This is a genomic window from Marinobacter koreensis (genome assembly GCF_023156285.1).
Taxonomy (GTDB): Bacteria; Pseudomonadota; Gammaproteobacteria; order Pseudomonadales; family Oleiphilaceae; genus Marinobacter; species Marinobacter koreensis.
The window spans coordinates 147,299-159,769 of record NZ_JAKZAJ010000007.1; the positions used below are offsets into that span (position 1 = coordinate 147,299).

The 12,471-nt window shown below is 59.5% G+C and carries 12 protein-coding genes; 10 read left to right on the forward strand and 2 right to left on the reverse strand.

Going from position 1 to position 12,471, the window contains the following annotated elements:
* Nucleotides 1-43: 43 nt before the first annotated feature.
* Nucleotides 44-1,030, forward strand: coding sequence for a glutathione S-transferase family protein (locus MLD04_RS17420; protein WP_248160673.1), 987 nt, complete (start codon nt 44-46; stop codon nt 1,028-1,030).
* Here MLD04_RS17420 and ispB read toward each other — a convergent pair.
* Nucleotides 1,023-1,991 carry an octaprenyl diphosphate synthase gene (gene ispB, locus MLD04_RS17425; protein WP_248160674.1) on the reverse strand — a complete coding sequence of 323 codons (969 nt, stop codon included), beginning with the start codon at nt 1,989-1,991 and terminating at the stop codon, nt 1,023-1,025. The genes MLD04_RS17420 and ispB overlap by 8 nt on opposite strands.
* Nucleotides 1,992-2,233: 242 nt before the next feature.
* Between ispB and rplU the strand changes: the two genes are divergently transcribed.
* The 4 genes from rplU (at nt 2,234) to proB (ending at nt 5,339) form a co-directional block, all read left to right on the forward strand.
* A complete protein-coding gene (rplU, locus tag MLD04_RS17430) occupies nt 2,234-2,545 on the forward strand; it encodes a 50S ribosomal protein L21 (RefSeq protein WP_008940795.1) in 312 nt (103 codons plus the stop codon).
* A 35-nt stretch (nt 2,546-2,580) separates the two neighbouring features.
* Nucleotides 2,581-2,841: a 50S ribosomal protein L27 gene (gene rpmA / locus MLD04_RS17435; RefSeq protein ID WP_008940796.1), complete on the forward strand. Its 261-nt coding sequence runs from the start codon at nt 2,581-2,583 to the stop codon at nt 2,839-2,841.
* A 141-nt stretch (nt 2,842-2,982) separates the two neighbouring features.
* Entirely contained in the window at nt 2,983-4,179 is a 1,197-nt protein-coding gene (gene cgtA / locus MLD04_RS17440; RefSeq protein ID WP_248160675.1) for an Obg family GTPase CgtA, read from the forward strand.
* Between the two features lie 35 nt (nt 4,180-4,214).
* A complete protein-coding gene (gene proB, locus MLD04_RS17445) occupies nt 4,215-5,339 on the forward strand; it encodes a glutamate 5-kinase (protein ID WP_008940798.1) in 1,125 nt (374 codons plus the stop codon).
* Between the two features lie 91 nt (nt 5,340-5,430).
* On the opposite strand, the gene rpsT is transcribed toward proB, so the two are convergent.
* A complete protein-coding gene (gene rpsT, locus MLD04_RS17450; RefSeq protein ID WP_008940799.1) occupies nt 5,431-5,700 on the reverse strand; it encodes a 30S ribosomal protein S20 in 270 nt (89 codons plus the stop codon).
* Between the two features lie 266 nt (nt 5,701-5,966).
* Here rpsT and murJ point away from each other — a divergent pair, with 266 nt between their 5' ends.
* The 5 genes from murJ to fkpB all read left to right on the forward strand — a co-directional run bounded on the left by murJ (nt 5,967) and on the right by fkpB (nt 12,470).
* Entirely contained in the window at nt 5,967-7,547 is a 1,581-nt protein-coding gene (gene murJ / locus MLD04_RS17455) for a murein biosynthesis integral membrane protein MurJ (protein ID WP_248160676.1), read from the forward strand.
* Nucleotides 7,548-7,629: 82 nt separating this feature from the next.
* Nucleotides 7,630-8,601: a bifunctional riboflavin kinase/FAD synthetase gene (gene ribF / locus MLD04_RS17460; protein ID WP_248160677.1), complete on the forward strand. Its 972-nt coding sequence runs from the start codon at nt 7,630-7,632 to the stop codon at nt 8,599-8,601.
* 68 nt (nt 8,602-8,669) lie between these two features.
* A complete protein-coding gene (gene ileS / locus MLD04_RS17465) occupies nt 8,670-11,489 on the forward strand; it encodes an isoleucine--tRNA ligase (RefSeq protein ID WP_248160678.1) in 2,820 nt (939 codons plus the stop codon).
* Nucleotides 11,489-12,013 (forward strand): signal peptidase II, encoded by a 525-nt coding sequence (gene lspA / locus MLD04_RS17470; protein WP_248160679.1) that lies wholly within the window; start codon nt 11,489-11,491, stop codon nt 12,011-12,013. Before ileS ends, lspA begins: the two co-directional genes overlap by 1 nt.
* Before the next feature lie 4 nt (nt 12,014-12,017).
* Nucleotides 12,018-12,470, forward strand: a complete 453-nt coding sequence (gene fkpB / locus MLD04_RS17475; protein ID WP_008940804.1) for an FKBP-type peptidyl-prolyl cis-trans isomerase — start codon at nt 12,018-12,020, stop codon at nt 12,468-12,470.
* The last annotated feature ends 1 nt before the right edge of the window (nt 12,471 follow it).

A 12,471-nucleotide genomic window follows, 5' to 3' on the forward strand; every position in this document is an offset into this window, starting at 1 on the left:
GAGGGCAGGATTTTCATGATTCAGATTTTCTGAGGAGCTTTCTATGGGTCTTTTAATCGACGGCAAATGGCATGACCAGTGGTATGACACCGACAAGACCGGTGGCAAGTTTGAGCGGGAGGCGGCGCGTTTCCGGAACTGGGTGACGGCCGACGGCTCGGCGGGACCCGCCGGCGAGGGCGGTTTCAAGGCGGAGTCCGGGCGTTATCATCTCTATGTATCCATGGCCTGTCCCTGGGCGCATCGCACGTTGATTTTCCGGAAGCTCAAGGGGCTGGAAAAGCATATCTCTGTGTCCGTGGTGCACCCGGACATGGTGGAAAATGGCTGGGAGTTTCGTCCGGACAGTGAGCAGCACCGGGATCACCTCTATGGTTTCCAGTTCATGCACCAGATCTACACCAAGGCGGCCCCGGATTATTCCGGGCGGGTGACGGTTCCGACGCTCTGGGACAAGCAGCGGGAGACCATTGTCAGCAACGAGTCTGCTGAAATCATCCGGATGTTCAACTCCGCCTTCAACGGGCTCGACGGTGTTCGTGAGGATCTGGATTTTTATCCGGACGCCCTGCAGGGCGAGATTGATGAGGTGAACGAGCGGGTCTACAACACGGTCAACAATGGGGTCTACAAGGCCGGTTTCGCCACCGCCCAGGATAAGTATGAGCAGGCCTATGAGGCGTTGTTCGAATCGCTCGACTGGCTTGAGGAGCGTTTGTCGGGACAGCGGTATCTGGTGGGTGGTCATTTGACGGAGGCGGACTGGCGTCTGTTTACCACGCTGATTCGGTTCGACGCCGTCTATTTCAGTCACTTCAAGTGCAATCGGCAGCGAATCGGTGATTTTCCCGCGTTGTCCGCGTACCTGCGGGATCTCTATCAGGTGCCCGGGGTCTCAGGCACTGTCGATATTGCTCAGATCAAGCGTCACTACTACGTCAGCCAGAGGACGGTGAATCCCACCCAGATTGTACCGGTGGGCCCGGAGCTGGACTTCAGCGCCCCTCACGGACGCGAAACCCTCAGCTGACCCGGGCGACAGCGACCTCGGTCAGCAGTTCCATGGCCTCTTTGTGATCCGAGGCGGGCAGGGCTTCCAGGCACGATCTGGCCTTTTCCGCCTGCTCCCGGGCCCTGGTCATGGTGTATTCAATTGCTCCGGAGCGTTCCACAATCTCAAGAATCGGGTCCAGGTCGTCCAGGCCGCCCTTGCGGATGGCCTGGCGGATCAGCTGGCTTTCTTCGTCTGAGCTGTGTGCCATGGCGTGAATCAGGGGGAGGGTAGTTTTGCCTTCGGCGAGATCGTCGCCCACGTTTTTGCCCATGGCCTCTGCATCGCCCCGGTAATCCAGTACGTCGTCCACCAGCTGGAAGGCCAGGCCGAGGTGTTTGCCATAGTCCTTCAGACCCTGCTCCTGGACAGCGCTGGCGCCCGCCAGCTGGGCTCCGGTGTGTGAAGCGGCTTCGAACAGCATGGCGGTCTTGTTGTGGATGACCGTCATGTACTGCTCTTCGGTCAGGTCCGGGTTCTTCACGTTCATCAGCTGCATGACCTCGCCTTCGGCGATGACCGCCGTGGCGTGGGAGAGCACGTTCATGATCGGCAGGCTTTCAAGCTCGACCATCATCTCGAAGGCCCTTGCGTAGAGGAAATCCCCTACCAGCACACTGGGTGCGTTGCCCCACTTGGCATTGGCGGTACTGCGCCCGCGGCGAAGGTCCGAGGTGTCGACCACATCATCGTGGAGCAGGGTGGCTGTGTGCAAAAACTCAATGACCGCTGCGAGTTTCAGGTGGTCCTGCCGGTCGTAGCCCACCGCCCGGCTGGCCAGAAGAACCAGCAGGGGGCGAAGGCGTTTGCCCCCACTTTCAATGATGTAGTGGGCGATCTTTTCCACCAGGGGAACGTCCGAGGCGAGCCGCTGGACGATCAGGTCATTAACGCGGCTGAAGTCGTCCGCCACGGTGTCGTAGATTCGCTGGGCTGTCATGCGGCTCAAGGATCCCTTGCTGGTGGTTTCGTTGCTGTTTCTGTTGATAATTCGGGCAGGTCGCGGCAATGCTAGGTATTGCCGCAGACAGTGTCAACTTGGCTTGTGTTATACGGCGGCTTTTCGTACAATCACGCGCCCAACTCATCCCAACCTGCGCTCCCTGCTATAGGGTTGCCAGAGCGCTTCCCTTAGAACCAGGTGGATAAGAGCAGGGATGGGTCAATCGCGGAGACAAGAGAATGTACGCAGTAATTGTGAGCGGTGGCAAGCAGCACCGCGTAAAAGAAGGCGAAACCCTGAAGCTGGAAAAGCTGGAAGTCGAGACCGGCGGTGCCGTCGAGTTCGATCGCGTCCTGCTGGTTGCTGATGGCGACGACGTGAAGGTCGGTGCTCCGGTTGTAGACGGTGCCAAGGTCACTGCCGAAGTGGTCAGCCACGGTCGTCACGACAAGGTTCAGATCATCAAGTTCCGTCGTCGTAAGCACCACATGAAGCGTCAGGGCCACCGTCAGTGGTTTACTGAAGTCAAGATCACGGGTATCAAGGGCTAAGCCCCTGAGTAACCCCTTAGTTAAGGAGGCTTGTAATGGCTCATAAAAAGGCAGCAGGTAGTACCCGTAACGGTCGCGATTCCGAGTCGAAACGACTTGGTGTGAAGCGCTTCGGCGGTCAGACCGTATCTGCAGGCAGCATCATCGTTCGCCAGCGTGGCACCCGTTTCCACGCCGGTTCCAACGTTGGTATTGGCAAGGACCACACTCTGTTTGCGAAAGCGGACGGCCAGGTGAAGTTCGAAACCAAAGGCCCGCAGAATCGCAAGTTCGTGAGCATCGTTCCGGCTGCGTAAGCAGCGGCGAGCCGGTTCTTTCGAACCTCGGATGTTGTCCGGTTGCTGACAGGCTCAGTGCCGGAGCATCCAGAGCCCCGCAAAGCTTCCTCGAGGCTGCGGGGCTTTTTAGTTTATGCGCAAGGCGCAAAGGGTTGAATCATGAAATTTGTGGATGAAGCCACCATCATTGTGGAAGCCGGCAAGGGCGGTCACGGCTGTCTGAGCTTCCGTCGTGAAAAATACGTCCCCAAAGGTGGCCCCGACGGCGGTGACGGCGGGGACGGTGGCTCCGTCTATCTGGAGGCGGATGAATCGCTGAACACGCTGATCGATTATCGCTTCCAGCGTAAATTCAAGGCTCAGAACGGCGAGCCGGGCTCCGGCCGCAACTGTACCGGCACCAAGGGTGAGGATCTGGCTCTGCCCGTGCCTGTGGGTACCACGGTCGTAGACATGGACACCCACGAGGTGCTGGGGGATCTGACCCATCCGGGTCAGCGCCTGAAAGTGGCTCAGGGCGGCTTTCACGGCCTCGGCAATACCCGTTTCAAGTCGTCGGTGAATCGTGCGCCACGCCAGACCACCAAAGGATCGGTGGGTGAGGCCCGTAACCTGCGGCTGGAGCTCAAGGTTCTGGCGGATGTGGGGTTGTTAGGGTTGCCCAATGCGGGCAAGTCCACGTTCATCCGTTCGGTGTCGGCGGCCCGGCCCAAAGTCGCCGATTATCCCTTTACCACGCTGGTGCCCAATCTCGGGGTGGTCAGTGTCCAGGCGCACCAGAGTTTCGTGATCGCCGACATCCCCGGCCTGATTGAGGGGGCGGCAGAGGGAGCTGGCCTGGGTATCCGCTTCCTGAAGCACCTCGTCCGCACCCGGCTGTTGTTGCACCTGGTGGACGTGGCGCCCTTTGACGGCTCGTCTCCCGCTGAGTCCGTCCGTTCCATCGTGCACGAGCTGGAAAAGTTCAGTGAGACGCTGGCCAATCGTCCGCGCTGGCTGATACTGAACAAGGTGGATATGATTCCCGAGCAGGATCGTGATGCCCACTGTCAGGCCATTGTGGATGAGCTTGGCTGGGATGGGCCTGTGTTCCGCATATCGGCCCTCAGTGGTGAAGGTACCAAGGCTCTGACCCAGGCGGTCATGCGCTGGATTGAAGAGCAGGCGGAAGAGGAAGCGCAGAATCCGGAGTTTGCCGAGGAGGAAGCCGTTCGTCGCCAGCGCATGGATGAAGAGGCTCGCGCGAAGATCGAGGCCGATCGCCAGGCTCGCCGGGCGGCCCGGACTGACGATGACGATGACGATTTTGATGATGATGACGACGGGGACGTGGAAGTCGTTTACGCCCCCGAATAAACCGATAACGCCACTGATGGATTGATTCCGGAATCATGAGTACACGCAGCCAGTTGCGCCAGGCCCGCCGTCTGGTCATCAAGATCGGAAGCGCCCTGCTGACCAATGATGGCAAAGGTCTGGATGAGGCCGCCCTGAGCTTGTGGGTGGACCAGATTGCCGGGCTCATTGATGAAGGCGTCGAGGTGGTCGTTGTCTCGTCCGGTGCCGTGGCGGTGGGGATGAGTCGGCTGGGCTGGGTAAGTCGGCCGGATCAGCTGCACGAGCTGCAGGCTGCGGCAGCTGTAGGGCAGATGGGGCTGGTGCAGTCCTGGGAAGCCCAGTTCAAGCGCCACGATGTTCACACTGCACAGATTCTCCTGACCCATGACGACTTGTCCGATCGCAAGCGTTACCTGAATGGCCGTAGTACGTTACGGGCGCTATTGGATGTCGGCGTGGTTCCCATCGTCAATGAAAACGATACGGTGGTCACCGACGAAATCCGCTTTGGTGATAACGATACCCTCGGCGCTCTGGTGGCCAACCTGATCGAGGCAGATGGACTGATCATTCTCACTGACCAGCTGGGGTTGTTTGACCGGGATCCGAGAAAGCACGCTGATGCCAGGCTTGTCACCGAGCGTAAGGCGAGCGATCGGGAGCTCGACGCCATGGCCGGAGGTGGTGCCGGTGTTCTCGGGCGTGGTGGCATGCAGACCAAGGTGAGAGCGGCCCGTCTGGCCGCCCGGTCAGGCGCCTTTACCGTGATCGTCGGTGGACGGGTAGAGCGAGCGATAACACGTCTGCGTCAGGGGGAGGTGATCGGTACGTTGCTGCTCCCCGAGCAGGGTCGGGTGGCTGCGCGCAAGCAGTGGATTGCCGGGCATCTTCAGACGCGAGGCACGCTGACCCTGGATGCCGGGGCCGTAAAGGTGCTTTGCCTTGGTGGGCGAAGTTTGCTTCCGGTTGGGGTGAAGAGTGTGGCAGGACAGTTCCGTCGCGGAGAAATGGTCTCCTGTATCGATGAGAGTGGCCGCGAGATTGCCAGGGGATTGGTGAATTACGACGCCGACGAGGCCCGAGCCATTGCCGGTCGATCCAGTCACCGGATTACCGAGGTGCTTGGCTACATTTCCGACGAGGAAATGATTCACCGGGATAATCTGGTCATCATCTGAGCGGGCGAACTTTTTCCTTGCTCGCCGCTACCTTTTGCGAAGATACAAAAAAACCGGCTCGAAAGCCGGTTTTTCTGATTCTGGAAAACGCTTATGCGCTTTTCAGAGCCTTGATCTTGGCGCTCAGGCGGCTCTTCTGGCGAGCAACCTTGTTTTTCGCGAAGATGCCTTTGTTGACCATGCTGTCCATGACCGGCTGGGCCTTCTGGAAAGCGGCCTGGGCTTCTTCGTAGTTGCCAGCCTCGATTTTGGCCTGAACTTTTTTCACGTAGGTGCGCGCCATGGAGCGCAGGCTTGCGTTGTGCTTGCGGTTCTTCTCGTTCTGACGAGCGCGCTTTTTGGCTTGCGGGGAATTTGCCACCGTAAAACTCCTGAAAATCTGAAATTCGTTACTGAATGAATTCTGGTGAATTCGTACATCGCGGGCGCGCCAAACACCAGCGCGTCGAAATAAATGACGCGGAACTATGCCGCTCAACGCCCGAAATGTCAAGACTAAAACCCATTTCATGCGCCCGTACAGCGGGCCTGTGCTAAACTCGCCGCTCGCCGGCCGGAACCCCACCGCCTCCCGCGTGTGTGGGTAAATTCCGGTGTCCATATCCCAAGTCAAAGACCAGAGCCAGAATGTCGTCGGAACCGGATTCCTCCAACCCGAAAACGCCACGCGCCCAAGCGCCGGGCCTGCTCCGTTCATCCGGCGTTGTCGGCATGATGACCATGCTCTCCCGGGTGCTGGGCCTGGTTCGGGATATGGTCATTGCCCGCTATTTCGGCGCCGGAACCGGAGCGGATGCCTTCTTCGTTGCCTTCAAGATTCCGAATTTTCTCCGGCGACTTTTCGCCGAGGGCGCTTTCTCCCAGGCCTTCGTGCCGGTGCTGTCATCCTACCGAGAAGGGCAGGACATCTCGGAAGTGCGGCGTCTGGTCAATGCCGTGTCGGGCTCACTGGGGCTTGTGCTGCTCGGGGTCACCCTGGCTGCGATCCTTGGGTCGCCCCTGCTGACAGCGGTGTTTGCCCCGGGCTTTCTGGACAACGATGTGAAGTTTGCGCTGACCAGCGAGATGCTTCGCATCACCTTTCCCTATCTGTTGCTGATCTCGCTGACGGCGTTCGCCGGGGGCATCCTCAACAGTTACGACCGGTTTGCCGTTCCCGCCTTTACACCGGTATTGCTCAATCTCTCCATGATTGCTGCCGCGATCTGGCTGGCACCGCTGATGACAGAAAAGGTAATGGCCCTGGCCTGGGGGGTGTTGATTGCCGGAGCATTGCAGCTGTTTTTCCAGTTGCCGTTTCTCATGCGGCTTGGTCTGTTGCCCCGGCCGAAGGTCGATTACCGGCATGAGGGCGTGATCCGGATCCTGAAGCTGATGACGCCGGCGTTGTTCGGGGTGTCCGTCAGTCAGATCAATCTGTTGCTGGACACAGTATTGGCATCGTTCCTCCAGACGGGAAGTGTGTCCTGGCTGTATTACTCGGACCGGCTATCGGAACTGCCCCTGGGCGTGTTCGGTATTGCCATCGCCACCGTGATTCTGCCGAGCCTGTCCCGCAAACACGCTGCGGCCTCGGCCGATCAGTTCGCAGCGACCCTGGACTGGGCCGTCCGGGCCGTGCTGCTCATCGGGCTTCCAGCGGCGCTTGCGTTATTGCTGCTGGCCGAGCCGTTGATCGCCACCCTGTTCGGCTATGGCGAGGTGACCGGGCGCGATGTCTCCATGTCGGCCCAAAGCCTGCGGGCCTATTCGTTGGGATTGCTCGCGTTCATGCTGATCAAGGTGCTCGCTCCCGGCTTCTTTGCCCGCGAGGATACATCAACTCCGGTCAAGATCGGTGTGATCGCGATGGTGGCCAATATGGTCTTCAATCTGGCGCTGATTCTTCCCCTGGCACACGCGGGTCTGGCACTTGCGACGTCTCTTTCGGCCTGGCTGAACGGTTTCCTGCTCTGGCGCGGGCTGAAAAAAGAGGGTGCCTGGGTCAGCCAGCCTGGCTGGCCTCTCTTCCTGGTGCGGTTGTTGATTGCAAACGGTGCGCTGGCCGCCGCCATCCTCTGGCTACGAGCGCCGGCGACGGAATGGCTGGCTGCCAGCGGTGTGGACCGGGCGATGGATATGGCGATTCTGGTTGGCGTGGGAGTGGCCGTCTATTTTTCCGCGCTCGCGCTGGCCGGGGTCCGGATAAGACATTTCCGGCAGAGGTAAGGTATAATCGCGCGTTTTCTCACCAGTGCTCCTGCGGCGCAGGAGCGTTGAAAGCCAGCTGGCAACACAAGGTTCGCATTGCATGCGTCTGATTCGAGGCCTGACCAACCTGAAGCGGCTCTCGCGCCAAGCCGATTCTCCGCTTGCGCAGGGGTGCGTGGCGACCATTGGTAATTTCGATGGTGTGCATCTCGGGCACAAAACCATTATCGATCAGGTGAGAACCAAGGCCCGGCAGCTGGGAGTTCCCTCCCTCGTGATGGTGTTTGAACCCCAGCCCCGTGAATTTTTCCAGGGCACGGACGCACCGCCACGACTCATGGGATTCCGGCAGAAATTCGAGGCCCTGCTGGCGGAGGGCGTCGACATCGTGCTCTGCCTGCGCTTTGATCAGGCCTTCCGGAGCTATTCCGCCATGGGTTTTATAGAGGATGTTCTGATCCGCGGCCTGCGCATTCGGCATCTGGTGGTGGGAGACGATTTCCGTTTCGGTTGTGACCGGGCCGGTGATTTTTCATTGCTTCGTACGGTCGGTGAAACCGCGGGCTATACCGTCGAGAACACGCGCACGGTGACGGTGGATGGCGAGCGGGTGAGCAGTACGCGAGTACGGGATCTGTTGAACGTCAACGGTCTGGAACAGGCGGAAGCGCTTCTTGGCCATCCCTATCGTATTCGTGGACGGGTGGTCTACGGTCGGCAACTGGGTCGCCAGATCGGCGCGCCCACGGCAAATCTCCTGCTCCATCGCATGCCGGCCTTGCGGGGCGTATACGTGGTCAAGGCGGTGCTGGATGATGGCCGGGCCTTCGACGGCGTCGCCAATATCGGTGTGCGGCCCACCGTGGATGGCAAGCGGCCGTCGCTGGAAGTGCACCTGTTTGACTTTGCTGGCACACTTTATGGCCAGCATCTGGAGGTGGTGTTCCGCCATGGCCTCCGGGATGAAGAAAAATTTGAATCGGTTGATGCCCTCAAGGCACAGATCGCACGGGATATGGAGAACGCCAGGGCCTGGCTCCGTACCCATGGGTCGGCCGCCGGGGCCCGTTGAAAGCCCCGGTCGGAACCCCCAAGACACAGTTACTGACCAACACTGACCAGAGAGTACGCACAGAGACCATGAGCGACTACAAGCATACCCTGAATCTGCCGGAAACCGCCTTCCCCATGCGCGGTAACCTGGCCAAGCGCGAGCCTGACATGCTCAAGCGCTGGCAGGATCTCGACGTCTACGGCACCCTGCGCAAGCAGCGTGACGGTCGGGACAAGTTCATCCTGCACGACGGCCCTCCCTATGCCAACGGCAGCATTCATATTGGTCATGCGGTCAACAAGATCCTCAAGGACATGATCGTCAAATCCCACAGCTTCATGGGTTACGACGCACCCTACGTGCCGGGTTGGGACTGCCACGGTCTGCCTATTGAGCACAAGGTTGAACAGGAGATTGGCAAGGCCGGGCTCAAAGTGGACTACAAGACCTTCCGTCAGGCCTGTCGCGACTACGCCGCCAAGCAGATCGAGGGCCAGAAGGCCGATTTCATCCGCCTGGGTGTGATGGGCGAGTGGGACAAGCCCTATCTCACCATGGATCCGAAGGTAGAGGCTGGCATCGTTCGTGCTCTCGGCAAGATTGTCGCCAAGGGTCACCTGGTTCGCGGTTACAAGCCTGTCTACTGGAGTGTGGTAGGTCAGTCTGCACTCGCCGAGGCAGAGGTCGAGTACCAGGACAAGACGTCTACCCAGATCGATGTCCGGTTTACGGCGGTTGATCAGGCAAAAGCGCTGTCGCTGTTCGGCACCGACCAGGGTGAGGGCGATGTGTCTGTCGTGATCTGGACCACCACCCCCTGGACCATCCCGGCCAACCAGGCGGTATCGCTTGGTGCGGATCTGGAATATGCCCTGGTCCAGGTGGATGTGGGGCAGGGCCCGGAGCGGCTGATCCTGGCGACCGATATGGTCGAAGGCATCATGGCCCGCTGGGGCGTGGAGCATTACGAAGTCCTGGCGAATGTTGCCGGTTCAGCGCTGGAAAATCTGCAGCTGAACCACCCGATCTACGACAAGCAGGTGCCGCTGATCCTGGGCGACCACGTATCCACCGACGCTGGTACCGGTGCGGTTCATACCGCGCCTGATCATGGTATGGAAGACTTTGAGGTAGGCAAGGAATACGGCATCGGCACCCTGAATCTGGTCAAGGCCGACGGCACCTATACCGAAGCGGCCGGAGAATTTGCCGGAGTCCATGTGTACAAGGCGGACGAGCCGGTCTGCGCCGCCCTCGAGCGCGAGGGTAAGCTGGTGCGCTCCGAGAAGTTCAGCCACAGTTATCCGCACTGCTGGCGGACCAAGACTCCGTTGATCTATCGGGCCACGCCCCAGTGGTTCATCAGCATGGACAAGCACCACCTCCGGGCGAATGCGCTGGAAGCCATCAAAGGTGTTCGTTGGATTCCGGCCTGGGGCCAGAACCGGATCGAAGCGATGTTCGAGCAGAGCCCGGACTGGTGTATCTCCCGCCAGCGCACCTGGGGGGTGCCCATCACCCTGTTTATCCACAAGGAAACCCAGGAGCTGCATCCGGACACCCAGGGACTCATCGAGAAGGTCGCCCAGGCGATCGAAGTCGGTGGTATCGATGCTTGGTACGAACTCAATCAGAACGAACTGCTGGGTGATGATGCCGACCAGTATGAAAAGGTGCTCGACACCCTCGATGTCTGGTTCGATTCCGGCGTCACGCACGAATCCGTTTTGCGCGTCCGTGAGGAGTTGGGCCAGTTCCCGGCCGACATGTACCTTGAGGGCTCGGACCAGCATCGTGGCTGGTTCCAGTCGTCGCTCAAGACCTCCATCGCCATGAATGGCGTGGCGCCCTACAGGCAGGTGCTGACCCACGGTTTCACGGTGGACGGCAAAGGCCGGAAGATGTCCAAGTCCCTGGGCAACGTGATTGCGCCCCAGGAGGTCATGAACGAGCTCGGTGCCGATATCCTGCGTCTGTGGGTGGCCGCCACCGATTACAGCGGCGAGATGACCGTCTCCAAGGACATCCTTAGGCAGACCGCCGACGGGTACCGCCGTATCCGGAATACCGCAAGGTTCCTGCTCAGCAACCTGAACGGTTTTGATCCAGCCCAACACATGGTTGAACCGGCGGATATGATTGCCCTGGACCGCTGGATGGTGGATCGGGCACTGCAACTGCAGAATGAGCTCAACGAGGACTACCAGAACTACGCCTTCCTGCGGATTTATCAGAAGGTGTACAACTTCTGTGAGGCGACGCTGGGTGGTTTCTACCTCGACATCATCAAGGACCGGCAGTACACCACCCAGGCTGACAGCCTGGCCCGGCGTTCCTGCCAGACCGCGCTGTACCATGTTGCCGAGGCGCTGGTTCGCTGGATTGCACCGATCCTGAGCTTCACCGCTGACGAAATCTGGCAGCATCTGCCGGGCGAGCGTGGTGACACCGTGTTCTACGAAACCTGGTACCAGGGGCTGGCTGAGCTGCCGCAGGATTTCGAACTGGGTCGCGATTACTGGCGCGAGTTGTACAGCGTCAAGGAAGCGGTGAACAAGTGTCTGGAAGAAGCCCGCGGGCGTGGTGAAATCAAGGGCTCCCTGAGTGCCGAAGTCACCCTGTACTGCGAGGGTGAACTGGCAAGCCGCCTGAAGCAGTTGGGTGAGGAGCTGCGCTTTGTGCTGATTACCTCTGAAGCTTCCGTTCGGCCGGTGTCGCAAGCCGACGGCGCAGAGCAGACGGCACACGAGGGGCTGCTCGTAAAGGTGACGCCAGCGGCCAATCCGAAGTGCGAACGTTGCTGGCATCATCGGGAAGATGTGGGAGCCAACGAACACTACCCAGATCTGTGCGGGCGTTGCGTTACCAACGTTGATGGCGCTGGCGAAAGCCGGGCCTTCGCCTGATGGATGCAGCGATGATGGAAAAAGCGCCGGCATCCAATCTGAAATGGCTCTGGCTGGCGCTGCTGGTCATCGCGGTGGATCTGGGCACCAAGGCGCTGGCCTCTTCAATGCTGTCCTACGGCGATCCGGTGCCGATTCTGCCCGTATTCAATCTGACGCTGCTTCATAATACCGGTGCGGCGTTCAGCTTCCTTGCCGAAGCGGATGGCTGGCAACGGTGGTTTTTTGTCGCCCTTGCGCTGGCGGTCAGCGTTGTTCTGATTGGCTGGTTACGCAAGCTGGAGCGCCATGAAACCTGGACGGCCGTGGCGATTGCGCTGATTCTCGGAGGGGCGCTTGGCAATGTCTATGATCGTGTGGTGCACGGCTATGTGGTCGATTTCCTGCACTTTTACTGGCATGACTGGCATTTTCCCGCGTTCAACCTTGCCGATACCGCCATCACCATTGGCGCCGGTATCATGATTCTCGACATGTTCCGCAACTCTGCCCATAAGGCCGAGGATGCCGACAGGAGTGAGTAACCCGATGAAAGACTTGCCCGTAGACAAAGGGACGCGTGTCACTCTTCATTTCGCCCTGAAGATCAAGGATGGCGATGTGGTGGACTCCACCTTCGAAAAGGAGCCGGCCACGCTGGAAATCGGTGATGACAATCTGCCGGAAAACTTCGAAGCCTACCTGATGGGAATGAAAGCCGGAGATCGGAGAACCTATGAGGTGCCTCCGGAAAAAGGCTTTGGTCAGCACAACCCGAGCAACCTCCAGACGTTCAAACGTCATGAGTTCAGTGCCGATATGGTGCTGGAGCAGGGCGTGGTGGTGTCGTTTGCGGATGCGCGTCAGCAGGAATTGCCCGGTGTTATCAGTCGGGTGGAAGGCGACGAAGTCGAAGTGGACTTCAACCATCCGCTGGCGGGGCGTACACTGGAATTCGATGTGGAAATTCTGGATGTGGAACCTGTTGGACCGGCGCACTGAC

Bases quoted from the DNA above. Each gene is read 5' to 3' on its own strand.
- MLD04_RS17420 (WP_248160673.1), top strand. From the start codon at position 44: ATGGGTCTTTTAATCGACGGCAAATGGCATGACCAGTGGTATGACACC.
- ispB (WP_248160674.1), bottom strand. From the start codon at position 1,991: ATGACAGCCCAGCGAATCTACGACACCGTGGCGGACGACTTCAGCCGC.
- rplU (WP_008940795.1), top strand. From the start codon at position 2,234: ATGTACGCAGTAATTGTGAGCGGTGGCAAGCAGCACCGCGTAAAAGAA.
- rpmA (WP_008940796.1), top strand. From the start codon at position 2,581: ATGGCTCATAAAAAGGCAGCAGGTAGTACCCGTAACGGTCGCGATTCC.
- cgtA (WP_248160675.1), top strand. From the start codon at position 2,983: ATGAAATTTGTGGATGAAGCCACCATCATTGTGGAAGCCGGCAAGGGC.
- proB (WP_008940798.1), top strand. From the start codon at position 4,215: ATGAGTACACGCAGCCAGTTGCGCCAGGCCCGCCGTCTGGTCATCAAG.
- murJ (WP_248160676.1), top strand. From the start codon at position 5,967: ATGTCGTCGGAACCGGATTCCTCCAACCCGAAAACGCCACGCGCCCAA.
- ribF (WP_248160677.1), top strand. From the start codon at position 7,630: ATGCGTCTGATTCGAGGCCTGACCAACCTGAAGCGGCTCTCGCGCCAA.
- ileS (WP_248160678.1), top strand. From the start codon at position 8,670: ATGAGCGACTACAAGCATACCCTGAATCTGCCGGAAACCGCCTTCCCC.
- lspA (WP_248160679.1), top strand. From the start codon at position 11,489: ATGGATGCAGCGATGATGGAAAAAGCGCCGGCATCCAATCTGAAATGG.
- fkpB (WP_008940804.1), top strand. From the start codon at position 12,018: ATGAAAGACTTGCCCGTAGACAAAGGGACGCGTGTCACTCTTCATTTC.